This window comes from Knoellia locipacati (genome assembly GCF_044791685.1).
Lineage (GTDB): Bacteria > Actinomycetota > Actinomycetes > Actinomycetales > Dermatophilaceae > Knoellia > Knoellia locipacati_A.
On sequence record NZ_CP087730.1, the window covers coordinates 3,507,139 to 3,528,757 of the forward strand.

23 protein-coding genes are annotated in these 21,619 nt (G+C 70.6%); 19 read left to right on the forward strand and 4 right to left on the reverse strand.

Annotated features, from left to right (window positions below; translation table 11 throughout):
- Positions 1-34 precede the first annotated feature (34 nt).
- From LL946_RS16440 to LL946_RS16500, 13 genes are all read left to right on the forward strand, one after another.
- The gene (locus tag LL946_RS16440; RefSeq protein ID WP_404382553.1) at positions 35-2,980 is read left to right on the forward strand and encodes an AAA family ATPase; all 2,946 of its coding nucleotides are present in this window, start codon (positions 35-37) and stop codon (positions 2,978-2,980) included.
- Positions 2,981-3,096: 116 nt separating this feature from the next.
- Positions 3,097-3,336, forward strand: a complete 240-nt coding sequence (locus LL946_RS16445) for a hypothetical protein (protein WP_404382555.1) — start codon at positions 3,097-3,099, stop codon at positions 3,334-3,336.
- 493 nt (positions 3,337-3,829) lie between these two features.
- Positions 3,830-4,357 (forward strand): hypothetical protein, encoded by a 528-nt coding sequence (locus LL946_RS16450; protein WP_404382557.1) that lies wholly within the window; start codon positions 3,830-3,832, stop codon positions 4,355-4,357.
- A 92-nt stretch (positions 4,358-4,449) separates the two neighbouring features.
- On the forward strand, positions 4,450-5,184 hold the full coding sequence (locus LL946_RS16455; protein ID WP_404382559.1) for a helix-turn-helix transcriptional regulator: 735 nt from the start codon (positions 4,450-4,452) through the stop codon (positions 5,182-5,184).
- The gene (gene sufB / locus LL946_RS16460) at positions 5,181-6,599 is read left to right on the forward strand and encodes a Fe-S cluster assembly protein SufB (protein WP_404382561.1); all 1,419 of its coding nucleotides are present in this window, start codon (positions 5,181-5,183) and stop codon (positions 6,597-6,599) included. Before LL946_RS16455 ends, sufB begins: the two co-directional genes overlap by 4 nt.
- A 5-nt stretch (positions 6,600-6,604) precedes the next feature.
- Complete coding sequence (sufD, locus tag LL946_RS16465) at positions 6,605-7,771, forward strand: Fe-S cluster assembly protein SufD (protein ID WP_404386935.1); 1,167 nt, start codon at positions 6,605-6,607, stop codon at positions 7,769-7,771.
- Positions 7,768-8,118, forward strand: a complete 351-nt coding sequence (locus LL946_RS16470) for a non-heme iron oxygenase ferredoxin subunit (protein WP_404382563.1) — start codon at positions 7,768-7,770, stop codon at positions 8,116-8,118. Before sufD ends, LL946_RS16470 begins: the two co-directional genes overlap by 4 nt.
- 3 nt (positions 8,119-8,121) lie before the next feature.
- A complete protein-coding gene (sufC, locus tag LL946_RS16475) occupies positions 8,122-8,892 on the forward strand; it encodes a Fe-S cluster assembly ATPase SufC (protein ID WP_404382565.1) in 771 nt (256 codons plus the stop codon).
- A 14-nt stretch (positions 8,893-8,906) separates the two neighbouring features.
- On the forward strand, positions 8,907-10,193 hold the full coding sequence (locus LL946_RS16480) for a cysteine desulfurase (protein WP_404382567.1): 1,287 nt from the start codon (positions 8,907-8,909) through the stop codon (positions 10,191-10,193).
- Complete coding sequence (gene sufU, locus LL946_RS16485) at positions 10,193-10,681, forward strand: Fe-S cluster assembly sulfur transfer protein SufU (protein WP_404382569.1); 489 nt, start codon at positions 10,193-10,195, stop codon at positions 10,679-10,681. Before LL946_RS16480 ends, sufU begins: the two co-directional genes overlap by 1 nt.
- Complete coding sequence (locus LL946_RS16490) at positions 10,678-11,004, forward strand: metal-sulfur cluster assembly factor (protein ID WP_147065607.1); 327 nt, start codon at positions 10,678-10,680, stop codon at positions 11,002-11,004. The genes sufU and LL946_RS16490 overlap by 4 nt, the downstream gene beginning before the upstream one ends.
- Positions 11,005-11,023: 19 nt before the next feature.
- The gene (locus LL946_RS16495; protein ID WP_404382571.1) at positions 11,024-11,548 is read left to right on the forward strand and encodes an acVLRF1 family peptidyl-tRNA hydrolase; all 525 of its coding nucleotides are present in this window, start codon (positions 11,024-11,026) and stop codon (positions 11,546-11,548) included.
- Positions 11,549-11,577: 29 nt separating this feature from the next.
- Positions 11,578-11,934, forward strand: coding sequence for a hypothetical protein (locus LL946_RS16500; protein ID WP_404382573.1), 357 nt, complete (start codon positions 11,578-11,580; stop codon positions 11,932-11,934).
- Positions 11,935-11,966: 32 nt separating this feature from the next.
- Here the strand turns inward: LL946_RS16500 and LL946_RS16505 are convergent, their stop codons facing one another.
- Entirely contained in the window at positions 11,967-12,644 is a 678-nt protein-coding gene (locus LL946_RS16505; RefSeq protein WP_404382575.1) for a hypothetical protein, read from the reverse strand.
- 145 nt (positions 12,645-12,789) lie between these two features.
- Here LL946_RS16505 and LL946_RS16510 point away from each other — a divergent pair, with 145 nt between their 5' ends.
- Both LL946_RS16510 and LL946_RS16515 read left to right on the forward strand, forming a co-directional pair.
- Positions 12,790-13,950 carry a sensor histidine kinase gene (locus LL946_RS16510; protein WP_404382577.1) on the forward strand — a complete coding sequence of 387 codons (1,161 nt, stop codon included), beginning with the start codon at positions 12,790-12,792 and terminating at the stop codon, positions 13,948-13,950.
- A gap of 51 nt (positions 13,951-14,001) precedes the next feature.
- Positions 14,002-14,661, forward strand: a complete 660-nt coding sequence (locus LL946_RS16515) for a response regulator (RefSeq protein ID WP_404382579.1) — start codon at positions 14,002-14,004, stop codon at positions 14,659-14,661.
- 19 nt (positions 14,662-14,680) lie between these two features.
- On the opposite strand, the gene LL946_RS16520 is transcribed toward LL946_RS16515, so the two are convergent.
- Together LL946_RS16520 and LL946_RS16525 are read right to left on the reverse strand one after the other, a co-directional pair.
- Positions 14,681-15,106 (reverse strand): cupin domain-containing protein, encoded by a 426-nt coding sequence (locus tag LL946_RS16520; RefSeq protein ID WP_404382581.1) that lies wholly within the window; start codon positions 15,104-15,106, stop codon positions 14,681-14,683.
- 4 nt (positions 15,107-15,110) lie between these two features.
- Positions 15,111-16,016, reverse strand: coding sequence for a neutral zinc metallopeptidase (locus LL946_RS16525; RefSeq protein WP_404382583.1), 906 nt, complete (start codon positions 16,014-16,016; stop codon positions 15,111-15,113).
- Positions 16,017-16,137: 121 nt separating this feature from the next.
- On the opposite strand from LL946_RS16525, the gene LL946_RS16530 reads away from it, so the two are divergent.
- Both LL946_RS16530 and LL946_RS16535 read left to right on the forward strand, forming a co-directional pair.
- On the forward strand, positions 16,138-17,736 hold the full coding sequence (locus LL946_RS16530) for an ABC-F family ATP-binding cassette domain-containing protein (RefSeq protein WP_404382585.1): 1,599 nt from the start codon (positions 16,138-16,140) through the stop codon (positions 17,734-17,736).
- Positions 17,737-17,849: 113 nt separating this feature from the next.
- Positions 17,850-19,736, forward strand: a complete 1,887-nt coding sequence (locus tag LL946_RS16535) for an ABC transporter ATP-binding protein (protein ID WP_404382587.1) — start codon at positions 17,850-17,852, stop codon at positions 19,734-19,736.
- Between the two features lie 427 nt (positions 19,737-20,163).
- Here LL946_RS16535 and LL946_RS16540 read toward each other — a convergent pair whose 3' ends face one another.
- Positions 20,164-20,709 (reverse strand): hypothetical protein, encoded by a 546-nt coding sequence (locus tag LL946_RS16540; RefSeq protein ID WP_404382589.1) that lies wholly within the window; start codon positions 20,707-20,709, stop codon positions 20,164-20,166.
- On the opposite strand from LL946_RS16540, the gene LL946_RS16545 reads away from it, so the two are divergent.
- Complete coding sequence (locus tag LL946_RS16545) at positions 20,702-20,875, forward strand: hypothetical protein (protein ID WP_404382591.1); 174 nt, start codon at positions 20,702-20,704, stop codon at positions 20,873-20,875. The genes LL946_RS16540 and LL946_RS16545 overlap by 8 nt on opposite strands.
- Positions 20,875-21,612 carry a class F sortase gene (locus tag LL946_RS16550; RefSeq protein ID WP_404382593.1) on the forward strand — a complete coding sequence of 246 codons (738 nt, stop codon included), beginning with the start codon at positions 20,875-20,877 and terminating at the stop codon, positions 21,610-21,612. Before LL946_RS16545 ends, LL946_RS16550 begins: the two co-directional genes overlap by 1 nt.
- The last annotated feature ends 7 nt before the right edge of the window (positions 21,613-21,619 follow it).

Sequence of the window (21,619 nt, forward strand, 5' to 3'; positions counted from 1 at the left end):
ACGGTGCCACCCTCTCGAGGAGCAGAATCGAGGCGTGGACGTTCAGCCCACCCTGGTCGGGCGAGCGCACGAGCGAGAGATCCTGCGTTCCGCCGTGAGGGACGCTGCGTCCGGCTCCCCGGTCCTCGTGCTGGTTCACGGGGAGGCAGGCATCGGGAAGACCTCCCTCGTGCGGGAGGCAGCCGAGCGGGTCCGGGCGGACGGGTACCACGTTCTCATCGGACAGTGCCTTCGATTCGGCGCGAACGTCACGAGCTACCTCCCGTTCACCCAGGCACTGGGTCAGTGGCTGAGGACCGGTGGGGGTGACGCCTGGGAGGGCTGGGTCGGTCACGGAGGCATTGAGGCGCTGGTGCCCTCGCTCGCGTCCCTGCACGCCCGACCCTCGGACGGTCTCGCCCTGGTCGAGATCGCCACGGTGCTGGAGCGGCTCCAGCAGGAGCGGCCGACCGTCGTGGTCCTGGACGACCTGCAGCGGGCCGACCCGAGCTCCCTCGACGTCCTCACCTACCTCGTCGCGGGATTCACCCAGGGGCAGCGCCTCGCCGTGCTGGCCACCTACCGGGACACCGACCTGGGTGAGGGCCACCGCCTGCACGGCTGGCTCGCCGATGCCGACCGGATGCCCGCAGTGGCGCACCTGCGGCTGGACCGGATGGACCTCTGGGGCATCGAGGAGCTGGTCAGGGCACGGGGCCAGATGGCACCCCTGGCAGGCGTCGCCGAGTCGGTCCACCGGCGCTCGGGCGGCAACCCCTACCTGGCGGACCTCCTGCTGCAGGACTCCTCGACGTCGATACCGAGGTCCGGTGGATCCCACCTCGTCGAAGCCCTGCTGGCGTCCTGGCACCGCCTGTCTCCCGCTGGCCGTCGAGTGACGCAGGTCCTGGCCCTCGCCGGGTCGCCGGTGGCTCCGCCGGTCCTGCGCGAGCTGGGTGCGCGCTTCGACCTCGAACCAGAGCAGACGGTATCGGCGGTGCGTGAGGCCTCGGCCGAGGGCATCACGGTGCGCACCGAGACGGGGTCGATCTGGTTCCGGCACCCTCTTCTCGCCGAGACGATCGCGTCCACCATGGACACCTGGGAGTCCGCGCCCGTCCACGCGCACATCGCGGCAGCATGGGAATCGGCCGAGGCGGTGGACAGCCGCGACCGTGCCAATGCGCTGGCTCTCCACCATGTCGCAGCAGGGGACGCGAAGGCTGGGCTCCACTGGTCGCTCCGAGCCGCGGACGAGGCGGAGTCGGTGGGCAGCTGGCAGGAGGTGGCCAGTCACCTGTCCACGGCGGTCTCCCTGCTTTCGCAGGTACCCGCGGAAGCGGCCTCCGACGAGGACCGCCTCCGGCTGCTGGGCCGTGCCGCCCGCGCGTGCGAGTTCGCAGGCGACGACCGCGGTGCGGTTGCGCATCACGAGGAGGCACTGTCGCGCGTGGACCGCGGCACGGACCCTCTGACTGCATCGCGCCTGCTGCTCGAGCTGCACATCCTGCGGGACATCGCCGGCTACGGGGCCACGCACCTGTCGACGGCCGAGCCACGTGAGGTGCTCCAGCTGACGGCACAGCACACCACGGCGCCGGAGCGTGCCCTGGCCTACGCCCAGCTCGCCTTCGCCGAGGTCTTCAACGGCCTCCCTGAGGCGCCGCGCCACGCGGACACCGCCGTGGCCCTGGCAGAGGCGTCGCGCGACCACCGGGCACGGGTGTGGGCTCTCGGTGCCCGGGGACAGACCCGGTGGGGGTCCGATGAAGGAGTCGTGGACTCGGAGCGGGCGCTGGGCCTGGCCATCGAAGGGGGAGACCCGCAGCTCATCTGCCGGTCGACCATCTTCCTCAGCAACAGCTACCAGTCCGTGGGGCGCGACGCGGATGCCGCGTCGGCCACGGAACGCTCCTACCGGCTCCTCGTCGACGCACGCCAGTTCGACTTCGCGGCCTCGGTGGGTGCCAATGCGGCTTGGTGGTACTTCGCCCTGGGCAGGTGGGTCGAGGCGAGGACGCTGGTTCGTGAGCTGCTGACGATCGCACGGGGTGACAACAACGCAGGAGCGTCTCGGTGCGTCGCCGCACTGTTGGCCGCCTACGAGGGTGAGGCAGATGCGGCGGCGCTGCACCTGCTGCGTGCGCACGAGCTGCTCCCGACCGCCGCTCCGGTCGGCGACACCGTCGCGGCGACCGACGTCCTTGTCGCGATCGCCACGGGCCGCCCGCTGGAAGCCCTCCAGGTCGTCGAAGGGTGCATGCACGACGCAGTGACCATCGACATACTCGCGGCAGACGAGTTCCTCGAGCTCGCCTCCCGGGCCGCCGTCGGCGCCACGGGGATCGGCGCCAGGACAGCTGCCACGGGGGACGACGCGCTCGAGGCGTACCTGCGCATCGAGGCGGCCAGGGGCGCCGAGCCCACGCCCTTTAGACCAGCCGATCCCCGAGACCTCGTCCACCCCGCCCTCGGTGCGCTCCATGTCGCCCAGCGTGCCGAGCTGCTCGGCAGCCCCGAGGACCTCGCGACCCTGTGGGAACGTGCGTGCGTCGCGACCGAGAGGGCGGACATGCGCTTCGACCATGCCCGGTCCCTCTACAGCCTCGCCCGGCACCTCCTGACCCATCAGCGGGACAAGTCCAGGGCGGCGAGCGCGCTGGCGCAGGCGCGCGACATCGCCGAAGCGCTCGGCGCCGTACCCCTCGCACGCGACATCGATGACCTCGCCCTGCAGACGCACACGAACGTCCCCGCCCCCAGGGACCGGGTGGCGTTCGGTTCGGAGCCTGGCACGGTTCCGGCGAGCCCGCCCCTCACCCCGCGCGAAAGGGAGGTGCTCGACGGGTTGCTGTCCGGTGACACCTACGCACAGATCGCCGCGCGGCTGTTCATCAGCGACAAGACGGTGAGCACCCACGTCTCGAACCTCCTGCGCAAGACCGGCGCATCCAGCCGTATCGAGCTCGCGGAACTGGCCCGCCGAGCTGCCGAGGCCTGAACTCAGGGGTGCGGGGCCGTGATCTCAGGAGCCTCTCCCGATGTGACTGAGGAACTGGTGGCGGGAGCGTGAAGGGGTCAGCGCACCTCCCCTCTCGCACCTCTCAAGGACATCTCATGAACCAGCACACCCGCCGGGCTCCCCGCATCGCCGCAGCCCTGTGCGCCACGTCGTTCCTGCTCGCCGTCGGCGCCACCTCCGCCTCGGCCCGCCCGGACCCGGGGCAGCGCCACGGCGTCAGCGTCGAGGCCTCCACCCCCCGCTGCACCCTGCACCGGGTCGTGACCCAGTACGCCCGGTGCGACGACCTCACCGGCAACGGGGTCTCGGCGCCCTCCTGGGTGCCCGAGTCCTGACCGGCCGCAGTCGACGTTCGCGACCGGCGTCCGTCCGGGCTCGGCGGTGACACCGACACGGACCGACAGCAGGCCCCTGCTGTCCTGGACCCGGCGCCGACCCTCCGCCCTGTCCGACACCACGGTGGAACCACCTCGTGCCACAACAGGGCGGAGGTTCCCGCATCGCCCCACGGCACCCACCCCCGAGACCAAGGAGACCTCCATGTCCAGAACACCACGACCGGAGACGCAGGTCCCGGCACCACGGCCCCCATCCAGGACGACGCGGCGTAGGCGGCGCGGCCTGTCAGCGTCGGTGGGCCTCGTCGCCACGGCGCTGTTCGCGTCCGGCTGCTCCGGACCGACCCCGACCTCGACGGCCGCGACCGCCACGTCGACGGCCACCACTCCGGCGCCTCCCGGGTCGGCGTCACGGTCTCCGGCAGACCGGACGCACTGGGAACCGATCCGTCGTGACAGCACCGGGCTCCTCACCCCCGGTCGTCTGGGCATGACCGCCAACGGACGTCCCGGCACACCGTGGGCCGTCATCGACGTACCCGAGAGGTTCAGCTCCATCGACGGCTGGGTGATCTTCGACGAGGACCCCCGGGGCGGGGGAGGGGTCGGCTACTGGACGATCTCCGAGGTCGTGCCGGACCCGTGCGGCGACTCGTCCCCCGTCGCGGTCGGTCGGCGCGTCGAGGACGTCGTGGCCGGCCTGCGCCGCCAGCAACGCACCCGGACCCCCGAACCCGTTCCGGTCGAGGTCGACGGCTACCGGGGCCTCTCGCTCGAGCTGCGCGTCCCGGAGGGCGTCGACTTCACGACCTGCCGCGACTACAACCTCTGGGAGAGCGACCCCGGCGGCGCCCGCCACATGAGCGCTCCCGGGGAGTTCGACCGGCTCTGGGTCCTCGACGTCGAGGACAAGGTCGTCGTCCTCACCGTCACGGCGAACACCGGCGTCCCCGAGGCTGCGCTCCAGCGGCTCACGGCCATGGTCGAGTCAGCGGAGTTCGTGCCGCGCGATGCCTGAGGGCGGTGACCGGCGCCGGGTCGGGTGCGTCTCGTGGCGGTAAGGCTCACCTTCGTTTCCCTTGCTCGCGTCAATTACGTAACATTGGCGTTGTGAATATCCCGGCCAGCACCGCGGTGCCGCAGGTTCTCGAGTCGCGCACGCGCGACCGGGTCCTGCAGGCCATCAGCGAGCGTGGCCCGGTCACCGCCACCGCGCTGGCCGAGGAGCTCGCTCTCACGGTCCCGGCGGTGCGTCGTCACCTCGACAACCTCGCCGACGCCCAGCTCATCGAGGAGCGGGAGGCCAGCTCCACCGGCCGCGGCCGCGGGCGTCCCGCCCGTGCCTACGTCCTGAGCGAGGGCGGCCACCTGGCGCTCGAGTCCGACTACGACCACCTCGCGACCGAGGCCCTGCGCTTCCTCTCCGCCGAGGCCGGCGACGAGGCGGTCCGCCGCTTCGCCGAGTCCCGGGTCGGCGCGCTCGAGAAGCGGTATGCCGTGGAGCTCGCCGCCGCCGGGACCGACACCGCAGCGCGGGTCCAGGCCCTCGTCGCCGCACTGACGCGCGACGGCTTCGCCGCCTCCGCCCGTCCGGTCGGTGACCCCAAGGGCACCGCCGCCGGCGTCACGACCGGGCTGTCCGGCATACAGCTCTGTCAGGGCCATTGCCCGGTCCAGCACGCCGCTCGGGAATTTCCCCAGTTCTGTGACGCTGAAACCGACGCGTTCTCGCGCCTGCTCGGCGTCCACGTCCAACGTCTCGCAACTCTCGCGCACGGAGATCACGTGTGCACGACGTTCGTCCCCACCAAGTCTGAGCCTTCAACAGAAAGGTCTTCGCGATGAGCACCATCGAGGAGCTGAACCCGGGTCTCAAGGACCTGGGCCGCTACGACTTCGGATGGGCGGACAGCGACGCTGCTGGCACCAACGCCCGCCGCGGACTCAACGACGAGGTCGTCCTGGACATCTCGCGGCGCAAGAGCGAGCCGCAGTGGATGGAGGACCTGCGCCTGAAGTCGCTGCGCCTCTTCGGCAAGAAGCCCATGCCGACGTGGGGGAGCGACCTCACCGGCATCGACTTCCAGAACATCAAGTACTTCGTGAAGTCCACCGAGAAGCAGGCGACCTCCTGGGAGGACCTGCCCGAGGACATCAAGAACACCTACGACCGGCTCGGCATCCCCGAGGCCGAGAAGCAGCGTCTCGTCGCCGGTGTCGCCGCGCAGTACGAGTCGGAGGTCGTCTACCACCAGATCCGTGAGGACCTGGAGGAGAAGGGCGTCATCTTCGTCGACACCGACACGGGCCTGCGCGAGCACGAGGACCTCTTCCGCGAGTACTTCTGCTCGGTGATCCCCGCCGGTGACAACAAGTTCGCCGCGCTCAACACGGCGGTCTGGTCGGGTGGCTCGTTCATCTACGTCCCGCCGGGCGTCCACGTCGACATCCCGCTCCAGGCCTACTTCCGGATCAACACCGAGAACATGGGCCAGTTCGAGCGGACGCTGATCATCGCCGACGAGGGCTCCTACGTGCACTACGTCGAGGGCTGCACCGCGCCGATCTACCAGTCGGACTCGCTGCACTCGGCCGTCGTCGAGATCATCGTCAAGAAGAACGCCCGCGTGCGCTACACGACGATCCAGAACTGGTCCAACAACGTCTACAACCTCGTCACCAAGCGCGCGACCTGCGCCGAGGGCGCGACGATGGAGTGGATCGACGGCAACATCGGCTCCAAGGTGACGATGAAGTACCCCGCCGTCTTCCTCATGGGCGAACACGCCCGTGGCGAGACGCTGTCCGTCGCCTTCGCCGGTGAGGGCCAGCACCAGGACGCCGGCTCCAAGATGGTCCACGCGGCGCCCAACACCTCCTCGACGATCGTGTCGAAGTCGGTGGCGCGTGGCGGTGGCCGCACGTCCTACCGCGGTCTCGTGCAGATCATGGAGGGGGCGCACGGCTCGAAGTCGAGCGTCGTCTGCGACGCCCTGCTCGTCGACACGATCAGCCGCTCCGACACCTACCCCTACGTCGACATCCGCGAGGACGACGTGACGATGGGCCACGAGGCCACGGTCTCCAAGGTGTCCGAGGACCAGATGTTCTACCTCATGTCCCGAGGCATGTCCGAGACCGAGGCGATGGCGATGATCGTGCGCGGCTTCGTCGAGCCGATCGCCAAGGAGCTCCCGATGGAGTACGCCCTCGAGCTCAACCGCCTCATCGAGCTTCAGATGGAAGGAGCAGTGGGTTGAGCCTGCTGGCCAGCAAGCCCCAGACCACCGAGCAGCCCGGTCACACCGACTCCGTCGCGGCGTTCGTCCCCGACCAGTCGCGCGCCGAGCGGACCACCTCGTATGCCGTGTCGGACTTCCCGGTCCCGTCCGGCCGCGAGGAGGAGTGGCGGTTCACCCCCGTCGACCGTCTCCAGGCGCTCTTCGCCGAGACGGCCGGCAGCGCCCTGCGCCGCGAGCAGTCGCTGCCCGAGGGCGTGACGCTCTCCAGCCTCTCCAGGGAGGAGTGGCAGGGCAGCGGGGCACCCAAGCCCGCTGACCGCGCCGCCGTGGTCGCCGTCGACCAGGCTGAGTCGGTCACCGTCCTCGACGTGCCGGCCGAGGCCGAGCTCAGCGAGCCGGTCCGCCTCGTCCTCACCGGCGAGGGCACGCTCGCGCACGGCCACACGCTCGTGCGGGTCGGCAACTTCGCCAAGGCGACCATCGTGCTGCGCCACGAGGGCGACGCCCAGTACTCCGAGCTGCTGTCTGTCGTCGTCGGTGACGGCGCCGACGTCACCGTGGTCACGATCCAGGAGTGGGCCGACACCGCCCTCCACCTGGGCCAGCACGACGTCGTCGTCGGCCGTGACGCCAAGGTCCGCCACATCGCCGTGACCCTCGGTGGCGGCATCGTGCGGCTCAACACCAACGCCTCGTATGCCGGTCCCGGCGGTTCGTTCGAGGCGCTCGGTGTCTACTTCGCCGACGCGGGCCAGCACCAGGAGCACCGCCTCTTCGTCGACCACGAGGCGCCGCACTGCCGCTCCAACGTCGAGTACAAGGGCGCCCTCCAGGGGGACTCCGCCCACACGGTCTGGGTCGGCGACGTCCTCATCCGGGCCGCGGCCGAGGGCACCGACACCTACGAGCTCAACCGCAACCTCATCCTCACCGACGGCGCGCGCGCCGACTCGGTGCCCAACCTCGAGATCGAGACCGGCGAGATCGCCGGTGCGGGGCACGCCTCGGCCACCGGCCGGTTCGACGACCAGCAGCTCTTCTACCTGCAGGCGCGTGGCATCGACGAGGACACGGCCCGTCGCCTGGTCGTGCGCGGTTTCTTCGCCTCGATCGTCGGCCGGATCGGCGTCCCCGAGGTCGAGGAGCACCTCATGGCGGCGATCGACCGCGAGCTGGAGGGCACCGCGTGAGCGAGACGACCCAGTCGCAGAGCACCGATGCCTTCGTGAGGGTGTGCTCGCTCGACGAGCTGCCCACCGTGGGTGTGGCCGCAGCCGACATCTCCGGTCGCATCGTCGCGATCGTCCGCACCGCCGAGGGTGAGGTCCACGCCGTCGACGACACGTGCAGCCACGCCAACGTCTCGCTGTCCGAGGGCGAGCTCGACGGCTGCACCCTCGAGTGCTGGCTGCACGGCTCACGCTTCGACATCCGCACGGGCGACCCGTCCGGTCCCCCCGCCACGGCGCCCATCGCCGTCCACACCGTCAAGATCGAGGGTGACGACGTCTACGTCGCCCTGAACCAGGAGAACTGACTCATGAGCACGCTGGACATCAAGGACCTCCACGTCACCGTCGAGACCGAGCAGGGCACCAAGGAGATTCTCCGCGGCGTCACGCTCACCATCAACTCCGGTGAGACGCACGCGATCATGGGCCCCAACGGCTCGGGCAAGTCCACCCTCGCCTACTCGATCGCCGGGCACCCCAAGTACACGATCACGAGCGGCACCGTCACCCTCGACGGCGAGGACGTCCTCGCGATGAGCGTCGACGAGCGGGCTCGCGCCGGCCTCTTCCTCGCCATGCAGTACCCCGTCGAGGTCCCCGGCGTCACGGTGAGCAACTTCCTGCGCACCGCCAAGACCGCCATCGACGGCGAGGCCCCCAAGCTCCGCACGTGGGTCAAGGACCTCAAGCAGTCGATGGCCGACCTCAAGATGGACCCCGCCGTCTCCGAGCGCGGTGTCAACGAGGGCTTCTCCGGTGGCGAGAAGAAGCGTCACGAGATCCTCCAGATGGAGCTGCTCAGGCCCAAGATCGCCATCCTCGACGAGACCGACTCCGGGCTCGATGTCGACGCGCTGCGCATCGTCTCCGAGGGCGTCAACCGCGCCAAGGAGTCCACCGGGTCCGGCGTCCTCCTCATCACGCACTACACGCGGATCCTGCGCTACATCAAGCCTGACTTCGTCCACGTCTTCGTCGACGGCCGGATCGCCGAGGAGGGTGGTCCCGAGCTGGCCGACCGCCTCGAGGCCGAGGGCTACGACCGCTTCCAGGTCCCCTCGACTCCTGCCAACGCCTGACCGGGACCGCTGACATGACTGCGACGCCGTTCACCACCGAGGAGGTCGCCCGCATCCGGGCCGACTTCCCGATCCTCGCGCGCACCGTGCGCGAGGGTGCGCCGCTCGTCTACCTCGACTCCGGCGCGACCTCGCACAAGCCGGTGCAGGTCCTCGACGCCGAGCGTGACTTCTACGAGCGCCTCAACTCCGCGCCGCACCGCGGGGCCCACGCCCTCTCGGAAGAGGCGACGGGGGCATACGAGGGCGCGCGTGAGCGCATCGCCGGGTTCATCGGCGCGCAGGCCCAGGACGTCGTCTTCACCAAGAACGCGACGGAGGCACTCAATCTCGCGGCCTACGCCTTCTCGAACAGCCCGCACCCCGGCATCCCGGGAAGCGAGCGGTTCGCGCTCGGCGAGGGCGACGAGGTCCTCGTCACCGAGATGGAGCACCACGCCAACCTCGTGCCGTGGCAGGAGCTGTGCCGCCGGACCGGTGCCACGCTGCGCTGGATCCCCGTCACCGACGGCGGCCGGCTGGACCTGACCGACCTCGACGAGCTGCTCACCGAGCGGACCAAGGTCGTCGCCTTCGTCCACGCGTCCAACGTGCTCGGCACCCTCAACCCGGTCGAGCCCATCGTCGCGCGCGCCCGTGAGGTCGGCGCACTCGTCGTGCTCGATGCCTGCCAGTCCGTGCCGCACCTGCGTGTCGACGTCGAGGAGCTGGGCGTCGACCTGCTCGCCTTCTCGGGCCACAAGATGTTCGGGCCGAGCGGCATCGGCGTCCTCTGGGGCCGCCGCGAGCTGCTCGAGGCGATGCCTCCCTTCCTCACGGGCGGCTCGATGATCGAGACCGTCCGGATGGAGGGCAGCACCTACGCGCCCCCGCCGCAGCGCTTCGAGGCGGGCGTCCCCATGACCGCGCAGGCGATCGGCCTCGCCGCTGCCGTGGACTACATCGAGGACCTCGGCATCGAGCGCATCCATGCCCACGAGCTGGCGCTCACCGAGCGCCTCCTCGCCGGCCTCGCACAGCGCCCGTGGGTCACGGTCGTCGGTCCGACCGACCTCGAGTCCCGCGGCGGCACCGTGGCCTTCGTCGTCGACGGTGTCCACGCCCACGACGTCGGCCAGGTGCTCGACGGCTCCGGTGTGGCTGTCCGCGTCGGCCACCACTGCGCGTGGCCGCTGCACCGCCGCTTCAAGGTGGCGGCGACGACGCGAGCCAGCTTCGCGGCCTACAACACGGTCGACGAGGTCGACGCGCTGCTCACGGCGCTCGACACCGTCCCGCAGATCTTCGGAGTGGCCAGCTGATGGACCTTTACCAGGAGCTCATCCTCGAGCACTCGAAGCACCCGCAGCACTCCGGTCTGCGCGAGCCCTTCGAGGCCGAGGTGCACCACGTCAACCCCACCTGTGGCGACGAGGTCACCCTGCGGGTCCACGTGGAGGACACCTCCGACGGACCGGTCGTGCGCGACGTGTCCTACGACGCGCTCGGCTGCTCGATCAGCATGGCGTCGACGTCGATCCTCGCCGAGGAGACGATCGGCCGCCCCCTCGCCGAGGCGTTGACGACGCACGAGGCCATGAAGGCCATGCTCACCTCCAAGGGTGAGGACCCCGGCGACGAGGAGGTCATCGGCGACGGTGTCGCCCTCAGTGGTGTCGCCAAGTACCCCGCACGCGTCAAGTGCGCCCTCCTCGGATGGATGGCGTTCACCGATGCGTTGCACCAGAGTGGTCGCGAGATCACGACGCAGCAGACAGTGCAGAACCTGCCCGAGGAAGGAACGTCATGAGCGAGACCACCGCACAGGCCAATGTGGCCGATGTCGAGGAGGCCATGCGCGACGTCGTGGACCCCGAGCTCGGGATCAACGTCGTCGACCTCGGCCTCGTCTACGGCATCACCGTCGATGGCCAGAACCACGCCGTCATCGACATGACCCTGACGTCGGCGGCCTGCCCGCTCACCGACGTCATCGAGGACCAGACGCAGCAGTCGCTCGAGGGCCTCGTGTCGTCCTACCGCGTCAACTGGGTCTGGATGCCGCCGTGGGGCCCGGACAAGATCACCGACGACGGCCGCGAGCAGCTGCGCGCCCTCGGCTTCAACATCTGACCGCACCTCCCACCCCAGCGTGAGCCGCGTCGTCGAAGTCGCCCCCGAGCGCTATACCGCTTGGCGCGAGCGCTTCGACGCCGCCAATCCCGACGGCCCCCAGCGGGTCGTCGGGATCTCGCGTCTCGAGGACCGTCACCTCGCCGTCGTGCTCATCCGACGCGGTGGGTATGCCGTCGCGCACGTCGACGGGTCCGCTCTCGTCACGCACAAGGTGGGCACGCGGCACGTCCAGTCGCGCACGGCCGCCGGCGGGTGGTCGCAGCAGCGCTTCGCCCGGCGCCGGGGCAACCAGGCAGACGAGCTGGTCCGAGCGGTCGTCGAGCACTTCCTTCGGGTCGTGCCGGACGGCATACCGACCGCCTTGGTCGTCGGTGGGGACAAGACCCTGGTGAGGGAGGTCCTCGACGACCCGCGCCTGGCCCGGCTGCGCGAGCTGCCGCGCCGCGAGTTCCACGACATCGGTGACCCACGCCGGGCCGTCCTCGACGAGGTCGTGCGCCGCGCCCGCGCCGTCGAGGTACGCATCGACGACGGACCCTGAGGGCGACGCGGTCGGGACATGATGGGGGCATGGCCTCCTACACGGTGAACCGCAGGGCGGTGCGTCACTGCCGCGACCTCATCGCGGCCGGCAAGGTCGTGCTCGACAGCGACTGGGGTCAGATCCAGCCGGACGCCGACACCCAGAACGCCTTCCTCGAGGAGCACGACTGGCCCGACTACGCCGCGTGGCATCTCGGCCTCACCGAGGGCGCCAACGACGAGACCAAGGCGCGGCACGCGTTCGTCTTCGGTGACTTCGACAGGGTGCACCGCAGCGCGCTCATCGCCTGCGTCTACCGCGCCTCGGAGTGGCGGCACAAGAAGGTCGAGCTCGCGGCACACCGCCTCCTCCAGGAGTTCGACAAGAAGCACCCCGGCGACTGACGACTCCGGTCGCGGCCCGCACCTGGATCCGGTCAGCCCACCTGCTCGACGTGTGGCGAGCGGACGTCCTCGTCGTCGGCGTGCCGGGCACCCCTGCCTCCGACGACCGGCACGAGTGCCACCAGGGCGAGGCCGATGATGAGGTTGGAGAGATACACCGCCGAGTCGGAGAGGTTCGAGCCGACGAACTCCACGACCAGGAACGCCCAGATGGCAGGGCCGACCCACACCGGCCCGGTGCGGGTGCGGAAGAGCCCGATGCCGAGCAGCAGGAACCCCACGACCGTGCCGATCAGCCCAACCGCGGCGAAGGCCATCAGCGGTGAGCTCTCGAGGTCGTCCAGCAGGGCGACGTAGGTCTCGCGGGCGTCGGTGTCGCGCGCCATGACCAGCTGCATCGCGCTCAGGCCGCCGAAGACGCTGTGCCCGAAGCAGCCGAGCACTCCCGACGCGGTGCCCCACGCGGAGAGGCGTGGGGCCGTGGGCACGAGCAGCAGGCCGATGGCCAGGAAGACCACGAGCATCGGCAGCTGGGCCACGAGGAAGGTGACCGCGGACAGCGCGGCGCCGTCGGAGGCCACGGCGGTGAGCCGGTCGGCAGAGCCGTCACCGAAGTCGGGCTGGGTCAGCGTGGAGACGAGGACGAGCACGGGGGCGGCGACGAGGGACACCTGGGCGGCGAGCCGCCGGGCCGGGGTGACGGGAAGCATCGGATTCTCCTCTGGACTGGCGCCGGACGGTCCGGCCTCCCCAGCACAGCGGACCGCCACAGGCTCGCGCATCCGCCGCGGGTCGGGACCGGTGTCAACTTTCGATGACTGCACGCACCCCTTCACTCGGCCCTAACCTGCTGTCGTGCAGCCGTCCCCGCTCCGCAACCAGCTGCTCGGCCGACCGACCCGGCTCGAGCTGCTCCTCGCAGGGTTGTGCGCTGCCGGGGGCACGGCCGAGGTGCTCGTGCCACTGGCCTCACGGGAGGGACGTGGCAACGAACCGCTGGCCGTGGCGGTGATCTGGATCGTCGCCGTTAGCCTGCTCTGGAGCCGCCGCGCCCCGATGGTGTCGGTGCTGGCGCTCCCGATGGCGTGGGCGCCGCTCGCCGCGTCCTCGGGGACCTTCGTGCTGTTCTATGGCCAGATGGTGCCGCTGCAGGTGGCGACCTTCATGGTGGCGAGGTTCGGGCGGGGCCGGGAGCCGTGGGTGGGGGCCGCCGTCGTCGCGACCTGCCTCCTGGCCATCGACCTCTTCGTGCCGCCGCTCCAGCAGGCGAGTGAGATCGTCTTCCACTGGGTCGTCACCACGCTCGTCTGGGGCGCCGGCATGGGCCTGCGGTCAGCGACGGCCCGGGCCCGGGCCTCGACGCAGCGCGCCGTCGCGGCAGAGGTGGGAGCCGCCGAGCGGGCGATGCTCGCGGTCGTCGAGGAACGCACCCGGATCGCTCGTGAGCTGCACGACATCGTGGGACATTCCGTGAGCTCGATGATCGTCCAGGCCGGAGCGGCAGAGCAGGCCGTGGACGACCCGGCGTTCGTTCAGCAAGCCCTGGCCAACGTCCGTCGGACCGGCAACGAGGCACTCGACGAGATGCGCCGCCTCGTCGCGATGCTGCGCACCGACGACGACGCCCCGCTGGCGCCGCAGCCCGGGCTCGACGCGTTGCCGGCTCTCGTGGAGGCGACGGGAGGCGCCGACGTCCGGCTGCGCGTCGAGGGCGAGCCGCGGGAGCTGCCGAGCGGGCTCGACCTCGCGGTGTACCGGATCGTCCAGGAGGCGCTGACCAACGTGCGCCGCCACTCCGGGGCCACGGGATGCGTTGTCACTCTCGGGTACCGTCCCGACGCCGTCGAGGTCAGCGTCGTGGACGACGGTCATGGGGGAGAGGTCCCCACCGACGGTCCGGGGCACGGCCTCGTGGGGATGCGGGAGCGCGCGGTCCTGTACGGCGGCCAGCTCGTGGCGGGTCCGGAACCCGGCGGTGGTTTCGCCGTCCGAGCCGTCCTGCCGGTGTCGTCGTGAGCGGTCGCCGGGAGGGTGTCGCCGTGAGGCTGTCGCCGTGAGGCTGTCGCCATGACGGTTCGGGTGCTCGTCGTGGACGACCAGGAGCTCGTGCGCGCGGGCTTCCGGATGATCCTCGAGCGAGGTGGCCACGTCGTCGTCGGCGAGGCCTGCGACGGCGTGGAGGCCGTCGCCTTCGCCGCAGAGGTCGAGCCGGACGTGGTGCTCATGGACGTCCGGATGCCCCGGATGGACGGCATCGAGGCGACTCGTCGCATCGTGGCGTCAGGATCGACGGCAAGGGTGGTCGCCCTGACCACGTTCGACGTCGACGAGTACGTCTACGAGGCGGTGCGGGCCGGCGCCAGCGGCTTCCTGCTCAAGGACATCTCACCGACGGACCTCGTCCACGCGGTCTCCGCCGTGGCACGCGGCGACGCACTGCTCGCCCCGGCGCTCACCAAGCGGCTGCTCGAACGGTTCGTGACGATGCCGTTGCCCGGAGCGCACGGCGACGCGCTAGCGGTGCTGACGGAGCGCGAGCGCGAGGTGCTCCGGCTCCTCGCCGGTGGGAGGTCCAACGCCGAGGTCGCGTCGTCGCTGTTCCTCAGCGAGGCGACGGTGAAGACCTACGTGTCCCACATGCTCACCAAGCTCGGGGTCCGCGACCGGGTTCAGCTCACGGTGCTGGCCTACGAGACCGGCCTGGTCGCCCCGGGCAACCGCACCTGAACGCATCGCGGGCGCAAGGTCAGCGGCGTGGGGTGCCGAGCCTCAGCTCGTCGCGGAAGCGCACAAGCACCGACGCCTTGGCGAGGGGGCCCGGGTCGCCGGCCATGAAGCGGAACATCTCCTCGGTGCGCTGCGCGGGGGTGATGAGCCAGGTGGCGCGACACGTGCCGGGTCCGGCGTTCCACATGCAGTGGGCTGTGCGCGGTGGGATGTCGAGCACGTCTCCACCGCGCAGGACCCGCTCGTCGCCGGCGAGGACGACGGTGAGCTCGCCCTCGAGCACCTCGAAGTGCTCGTGCTGACGCGGGTGCCAGTGCGTGGGCGGCGGTGTGCCGGGCTGCCACTCGCACTCGAGCTCGAGGACCTCCGGGGTCGACGACCTCACGGTGAGCGTCTGGCGCGGACCCAGCCGGATGGTCCCCGGCCGGCCCTCCGCTCCGCTCATGGCGTCAGCTGACCCGGTCGACGTTGAAGGTGTTGCACTGGTTGAGGTCACCCTTGCTGTAGCCCTGAAGGAACCAGCGCTGGCGGGCCTCGGCGCTGCCGTGGGTCCACGACTCGGGGTTGACCTGTCCCTGGGTCTTCTCCTGGATGCGGTCGTCGCCGACGGCGGAGGCTGCGGACAGTGCGCTCTTGATGTCGGCGTCGGTGAGCTCCTTGAGGAAGGGCTTGCCGTCGGGGCCGTTGGTGCTCGAGGCGTGCTTGGCCCAGACCCCGGCGAGGCAGTCGGCCATGAGCTCGATCCGCACCGCGCCGCTGTTGGGTCCCTGCGCGTCCTGCTGGGCCCGACCGAGCAGGCCGAGCTGGTCCTGGAGGGCGTGGCCGTACTCGTGGGCCACGACGTACTCCTGGGCGAGCGCACCGCCGTCGGCGCCGAACTGCTGCTCGAGGATCGCGAAGAAGTCGGCGTCGATGTAGACCTTCTGGTCGAGCGGGCAGTAGAACGGACCGACCTGGTTGCTCGCGGTGCCGCACTGCGACTGCGTGGAGCCCTGGTAGAGAACGGTCTTGGTGGGCTGCCACTGCTTCTGGTAGCGGGGGAGCTCGGCGGTCCAGAAGGCCTGGACCGAGTTGACCGTGCCGATGACCCTGCACTCGACGTCGGCGTTGGCGTCGGCGCCGGTCTTGCACCGCTCGAAGGCCTCGCCGCTGGTGGACGTGCCGTCGACCTGCTGGTCACTCGAGCCGCCACCGCCGGTGGGCAGGTCGGAGGGGTTGATGCCGAAGATCAGGGCGATGATGAGCATGATGATGCCGCCGATGCCGCCTCCGACGACCGCACCACCGGGGGCGCCGCCACCGCCTCCGGACTCCACCTGCGAGGTGTCCAGACCGACGTCGTCGTTGAAGCTCATGCAAGGCCTCCCAGCTGTGGCGTTTCCGTGCGGAGCACGGCGCAACCTAGACTAAACGGCGAAGGGCCCGCGGTGCGTGAGCGGTGCGTCCTCATCCACCACCACCCGACGAAGGACTTCTGTGCTCACTGCTGCCGCGATCGAGCTGCGAGCCGGCTCCCGGCTCCTCGTCGACGGAGCAAGCTTCCGCGTCGCCGGGGGCGACCGCATCGGTCTCGTGGGGCGCAACGGCGCCGGCAAGACGACGCTGACCAAGGTGCTCGCGGGGGTCGGACAGCCGGCCGCCGGGACCGTGCAGAGCACCGGCGAGGTCGGCTACCTGCCCCAGGACCCCCGCACCGGCGACCTCCACGTCACCGGTCGCGACCGGATCCTGTCCGCGCGCGGGCTCGACCGGATCGTGCGCGAGCTCCGCGCGGCGGAGGCCGCGATGGGCGAGGAGACGGGGGAGAAGCTCGAGCGCGCCATGCGCCGCTACGCGCGCCTCGACGCCGAGTTCCAGGCTGCTGGTGGGTATGCCGCGGAGTCCGAGGCCGCGTCCATCGCCTCTGCGCTCTCGCTCGAGGAGCGTCATCTGGACCAGACCCTGGCGACCCTGTCGGGTGGCCAGCGCCGGCGCATCGAGCTGTCGCGGATCCTCTTCTCCGGCGCCGAGACCCTGCTCCTCGATGAGCCGACCAACCACCTCGACGCCGACTCGATCGTCTGGCTGCGCGAGCACCTCAAGAACTACCGGGGCGGGCTCATCGTCATCTCGCACGACGTCGAGCTCCTCGACGCGGTGGTCAACAAGGTCTTCCACCTCGACGCCAACCGGGCCGAGCTCGACATCTACAACCTCGGCTGGAAGGCCTACCTTCAGCAGCGCGAGACCGACGAGCGTCGGCGCAAGCGCGAGCGGATGAACGCCGAGAAGAAGGCCTCGGTGCTCATGGCGCAGGCCGACAAGATGCGCGCCAAGGCGACCAAGACCGTCGCCGCCCAGAACATGGCGCGGCGCGCCGAGCGGCTGCTCTCCGGCCTCGAGACCGAGCGCGCGCACGACCGCGTCGCCAAGCTCCGGTTCCCGGACCCGTCGCCGTGCGGGCGGACGCCCTTGCGGGCGACCGGCCTCTCGCGGTCCTACGGCTCGCTCGAGATCTTCACCGACGTCGACCTCGCCATCGACCGCGGCTCCCGAGTCGTGGTGCTCGGCCTCAACGGTGCGGGCAAGACCACCCTGCTCCGGATGCTCGCCGGCGTCGATGCCCCGGACACGGGCCAGGTCGAGCCGGGTCACGGCGTCAAGATCGGCTACTACGCGCAGGAGCACGAGAACCTCGACGTCGACCGGACCGTCCTCGACAACATGAAGTCCGCGGCCCCCGACCTCGGCGAGACCGACGTCCGCAAGGTCCTCGGTTCGTTCCTCTTCAGCGGTGACGACGTCGACAAGCCCGCCGGCGTGCTGTCCGGCGGGGAGAAGACCCGGCTGTCGCTCGCGCTGCTCGTCGTGTCGTCGGCCAACGTCCTGCTCCTCGACGAGCCCACGAACAACCTCGACCCGGCTTCGCGCGCGGAGATCCTCGGTGCGCTCAAGACCTACAAGGGTGCCGTCGTCCTCGTGACGCACGACGAGGGTGCCGTGGACGCGCTCGAGCCCGAGCGGATCCTGCTGCTTCCCGACGGTGTCGAGGACCTCTGGGGCCCGGACTACAAGGACCTTGTCACCCTCGCCTGAGATGGTGGACGGGTGGCGGTGGAATCGACCGCACCCCGCAGCGGTTGACCTCACGTGCACTTGAGGATCGAGGATCGACGAATGGCGACGACGAACACCGTGGTGGCAGCGCCATGAGCATGGCCGGCTGGCAGGCCATCCACAGCCTGAGCAAGGACTCGAGCGTGCGCTCGAAGGAGCTGGCCCCCGGGACGACGCGGCGGGTGCTCTCCTACGCGCGCCCCTACCGGCGCATCATCGTCTTCTTCCTCACCCTCGTCGTCGTCGACGCGGCGCTCATCGTGGCGACCCCGTTCCTGCTCAAGAGCCTCATCGACGACGGGATCTACCCCAAGGACTCCGGGGTCGTGATCAGGCTGTCCGTCCTCGTGGCGGCCATCGCGCTCGTGAGCGCCGTCGTCACCCTGTTCTCCCGCTGGCTCTCGTCCCGAATCGGCGAGGGACTCATCGTCGACCTGCGCACGCAGGTCTTCGCCCACGTCATGCGCCAGCCGATCGCGTTCTTCACCCGGGCGCAGACCGGTGCGCTGGTGTCCCGGCTCAACAACGACGTCATCGGCGCCCAGCAGGCCTTCACGTCGGTCCTCTCCAGCGTCGTGAGCAACGCCGTCTCGCTGGCGCTGATCATCGGCGGCATGCTCTACCTCTCCTGGCAGCTCACCCTGGCCTCGCTCCTCCTCGTTCCGATGTTCCTCATCCCGGCGCGGGCGATGGGTGGCCGTCTCGCCTCGCTCGCCCACCAGCAGATGAGCCTCAACGCCGACCTCGGCACGCGCATGACCGAGCGCTTCAACGTCGCCGGCGCCCTCCTCGTCAAGATCTACGGAGACCCGCGGGTCGAGGACCGCGAGTACTCCGAGCGCGCCGAGAAGGTCCGCGACATCGGGGTGCGGATCGCCGTCAATCGGTCCGTCTTCTTCGTGGGCCTCACCCTCGTCGCCGCCCTCGCGACCGCGCTCGTCTACGGCGTCGGCGGCGTGATGGCCGTGGACGGCGGGCTCACCGTCGGCACCCTGCTCGCCCTGACCGCCCTGCTCGCCCGCCTCTACGGCCCGCTGACGACCATGTCGAACGCGCGTGTCGACGTCATGACGGCCCTGGTGTCGTTCGAGCGGGTCTTCGAGATCCTCGACCTCAAGCCCCTCGTGGCCGAGGCACCGGACGCCGTCGCGGTGCCGGACGGCCCGGTGCGCGTCGACCTCGACCACGTCGGCTTCTCCTACCCGGCGGCCGACGACGTTTCGCTCAGCTCGCTGGAGTCGACCGCCACGGGTGACCGGTCCGCGGGTGACATCGTGCTCGACGACATCGACGTCACCATCGAGCCCGGACAGCTCGTCGCGCTCGTCGGGCCCAGTGGCGCCGGCAAGTCCACGCTCACCTCCCTCGTCGCGCGCCTCTACGACCCCACCAGCGGGGCGGTCCGCTTCAACGGCGCCGACCTGCGCACCGTCAGCCTGTCGTCCTTGCGCGACACCGTGAGCGTCGTGACCCAGGAGGCGCACCTCTTCCACGACACGATCCGGGCGAACCTCCTGTATGCCGCACCGTCGGCCACCGATGCCCAGATCGAGTCTGCGCTGCGCGCGGCCCGTATCTGGGACCTCGTCGACCGCTTGCCATCCGGTCTCGACACCGTCGTGGGGGACCGCGGGCACCGGCTCAGCGGCGGGGAGAAGCAGCGCATCGCGATCGCCCGTCTCCTCCTCAAGGGACCGCGTCTCGTCGTCCTCGACGAGGCCACCGCCCACCTCGACAGCGAGAGCGAGGTCGCCGTGCAGCGCGCGCTCGACGCCGCGCTCGACGGGCGGACGGCGCTCGTCATCGCGCACCGGCTCTCCACGGTTCGAGGCGCGGACCTCATCCTCGTGCTCGATCGCGGCCGGATCGTCGAGCGAGGCACGCACGCCGAGTTGCTTGCCGCCTGCGGCCTCTACGCCGACCTCTACACGACCCAGTTCGCGGACGCTCCCGCCGTCACACCGGTACCCGGCGCCTAGTCACTTCGGGCCGGGTGGCTGACACCCGTGAGTGCGATGACTAGTCCCTTCGAGGCAACCCTCGGGAATTTCCGACGCGGTTACCGGCCAGTCATGAACATGGTCACGGGCAGCGCGCCGAGCGCGCCCGACGGACCAACGGGAGGGCACAGTTCATGCCGCACGAATCTGTTCGACGAGTCACCAACGCGGCCTTCGGCCTCGCTCTGGTCGGAGGCGTCGGCGTGGTGGTCGCCGTGGCCAACACCGCACAGGCCGACTCGAACAGGAACATCACGATCTGCCATGCGACGGGTGTCGAGGGCAAGTGGAACGTCATCACTGTTGATGCCGCCTCGATCGTGAGCGACAGCGGCCAGGGCCAGGCGGGTCGCAACGTCATCCCGCCGTTCGTCTACACCGTGCAGAGCTCCGGGACAGAGCTGAGCTACCCGGGCCTCAACTGGCACGACAACTGGACGACCGACGGCCAGGGTGTTGCCCTCCAGGTCGTGACCGCCGCCGACTGTCTCGGTCCGGATGCGTCCCTTCCGAACCCCTCGGTCACGCCGACGGTGACGTCAACGCCGTCGGTGACGCCGGTCGAGACCTCGACTCCGACACCTTCCGTGACGGAGACGCCTGCGCCCTCCGTGACGGAGACGCCGACCACCACCTCCACGCCGACGTCGTCGGTGACGCCGACGATGACGCCCACGTCTTCTGCGACGGTCATGCCGGCCGAGACGCCGACGCCGTCGGTGACGCCCACGCCCTCTGCGACGGTCGCGCCGGCCGAGACGCCGACGCCCTCGGTCACGTCCACGCCGTCGGTGACGCCGACCGAGACCTCGACTCCGACACCTTCCGTGACGGTGACGCCCGCGCCGTCAGTCACGGTGACACCGGCCACCACCTCCACGCCGACGCCGTCGTCCGTGACGCCGACGGTGACGGCCACGCCGGCGGAGTCGGCGACGCCGACCGTGACCACGCAGGAACGCGTGGCGCAGCCCGCGATCACGGGTCCCGTGGTCGAGACCGACCTCGTCGCGGCAGCCGGGCCCCGGGTGGGCCTCGTGGGCGGAGGTGCTCTCCTCGTCCTCGTGGGCGCGGGTGCGACCCTGTTCGGCTCTCGCCGCCGGGCCAGCCACTCCTGATGCCTCGCCGCTCCCTCATCGCCGGGGGCGGCGTGGTGGCGGGCACCGGTTCACTGCTCCTCGCCCTGGGTCTTGGCCTGGGGGGAGGAACGGTGCAGGGCGCCGTCGCAGCCCCGACCCCGATGTCCGTCGGGGCGGATGGGTCGTGGGCCGACGGTCCGGGGGTGCCGCGGGCGTGGCGTGCGCCCCTGGTTGCCGGCGAGCCGGCGAGGACTCCGTCGGCGAGCGGTTCCGTGGGCCAGCGCGAACCGGCGCCACGGCCGTCGGACCACGCTTCCTCTACACCTCGGGTCGGCTCGGGGGTCAACCTCTCCGTGACCACCATCGGCCTCGACGTCCCGGTCCAGCCGGGTGGAGTGAGCTCGTCCGGCAGGGTCGTCCCGCCGGCGGGACGGGCGATGTGGGTGCGCGGTCACGGACGGGTCGCCCCCGGTGACATGGGGACGGCCGTCGTGGCGGGGCACGTCGCCTCGCTCGGGGACGACGACGTGTTCGCCGACCTGTCCTCGATCCGCGTCGGGCACACGGTGGTCATCACGTCCGGCTCGGTGTCGCGCAGCTACGTGGTGAAGCGGGCGTCAGTCGTGACGAAGTCTGCCCTCACCCGGGACGCCGACGTCTGGGGCCCGAACGACGTGGGGCGGCGGGTCGTCCTCATCACGTGTGACGACGACCTCGGCTTCCGAAGCGACGGACACCGCGTCGCGAACTTCGTCGTGGTCGCCGACGCCACCTGAGCGGCGC

What these genes read in the sequence shown, in the direction of transcription:
- LL946_RS16445 (WP_404382555.1), top strand. Translation starts at nt 3,097, where the DNA reads ATGAACCAGCACACCCGCCGGGCTCCCCGCATCGCCGCAGCCCTGTGC.
- LL946_RS16450 (WP_404382557.1), top strand. Translation starts at nt 3,830, where the DNA reads ATGACCGCCAACGGACGTCCCGGCACACCGTGGGCCGTCATCGACGTA.
- sufB (WP_404382561.1), top strand. Translation starts at nt 5,181, where the DNA reads ATGAGCACCATCGAGGAGCTGAACCCGGGTCTCAAGGACCTGGGCCGC.
- sufC (WP_404382565.1), top strand. Translation starts at nt 8,122, where the DNA reads ATGAGCACGCTGGACATCAAGGACCTCCACGTCACCGTCGAGACCGAG.
- LL946_RS16480 (WP_404382567.1), top strand. Translation starts at nt 8,907, where the DNA reads ATGACTGCGACGCCGTTCACCACCGAGGAGGTCGCCCGCATCCGGGCC.
- sufU (WP_404382569.1), top strand. Translation starts at nt 10,193, where the DNA reads ATGGACCTTTACCAGGAGCTCATCCTCGAGCACTCGAAGCACCCGCAG.
- LL946_RS16490 (WP_147065607.1), top strand. Translation starts at nt 10,678, where the DNA reads ATGAGCGAGACCACCGCACAGGCCAATGTGGCCGATGTCGAGGAGGCC.
- LL946_RS16500 (WP_404382573.1), top strand. Translation starts at nt 11,578, where the DNA reads ATGGCCTCCTACACGGTGAACCGCAGGGCGGTGCGTCACTGCCGCGAC.
- LL946_RS16505 (WP_404382575.1), bottom strand. Translation starts at nt 12,644, where the DNA reads ATGCTTCCCGTCACCCCGGCCCGGCGGCTCGCCGCCCAGGTGTCCCTC.
- LL946_RS16515 (WP_404382579.1), top strand. Translation starts at nt 14,002, where the DNA reads ATGACGGTTCGGGTGCTCGTCGTGGACGACCAGGAGCTCGTGCGCGCG.
- LL946_RS16520 (WP_404382581.1), bottom strand. Translation starts at nt 15,106, where the DNA reads ATGAGCGGAGCGGAGGGCCGGCCGGGGACCATCCGGCTGGGTCCGCGC.
- LL946_RS16525 (WP_404382583.1), bottom strand. Translation starts at nt 16,016, where the DNA reads ATGAGCTTCAACGACGACGTCGGTCTGGACACCTCGCAGGTGGAGTCC.
- LL946_RS16535 (WP_404382587.1), top strand. Translation starts at nt 17,850, where the DNA reads ATGAGCATGGCCGGCTGGCAGGCCATCCACAGCCTGAGCAAGGACTCG.
- LL946_RS16550 (WP_404382593.1), top strand. Translation starts at nt 20,875, where the DNA reads ATGCCTCGCCGCTCCCTCATCGCCGGGGGCGGCGTGGTGGCGGGCACC.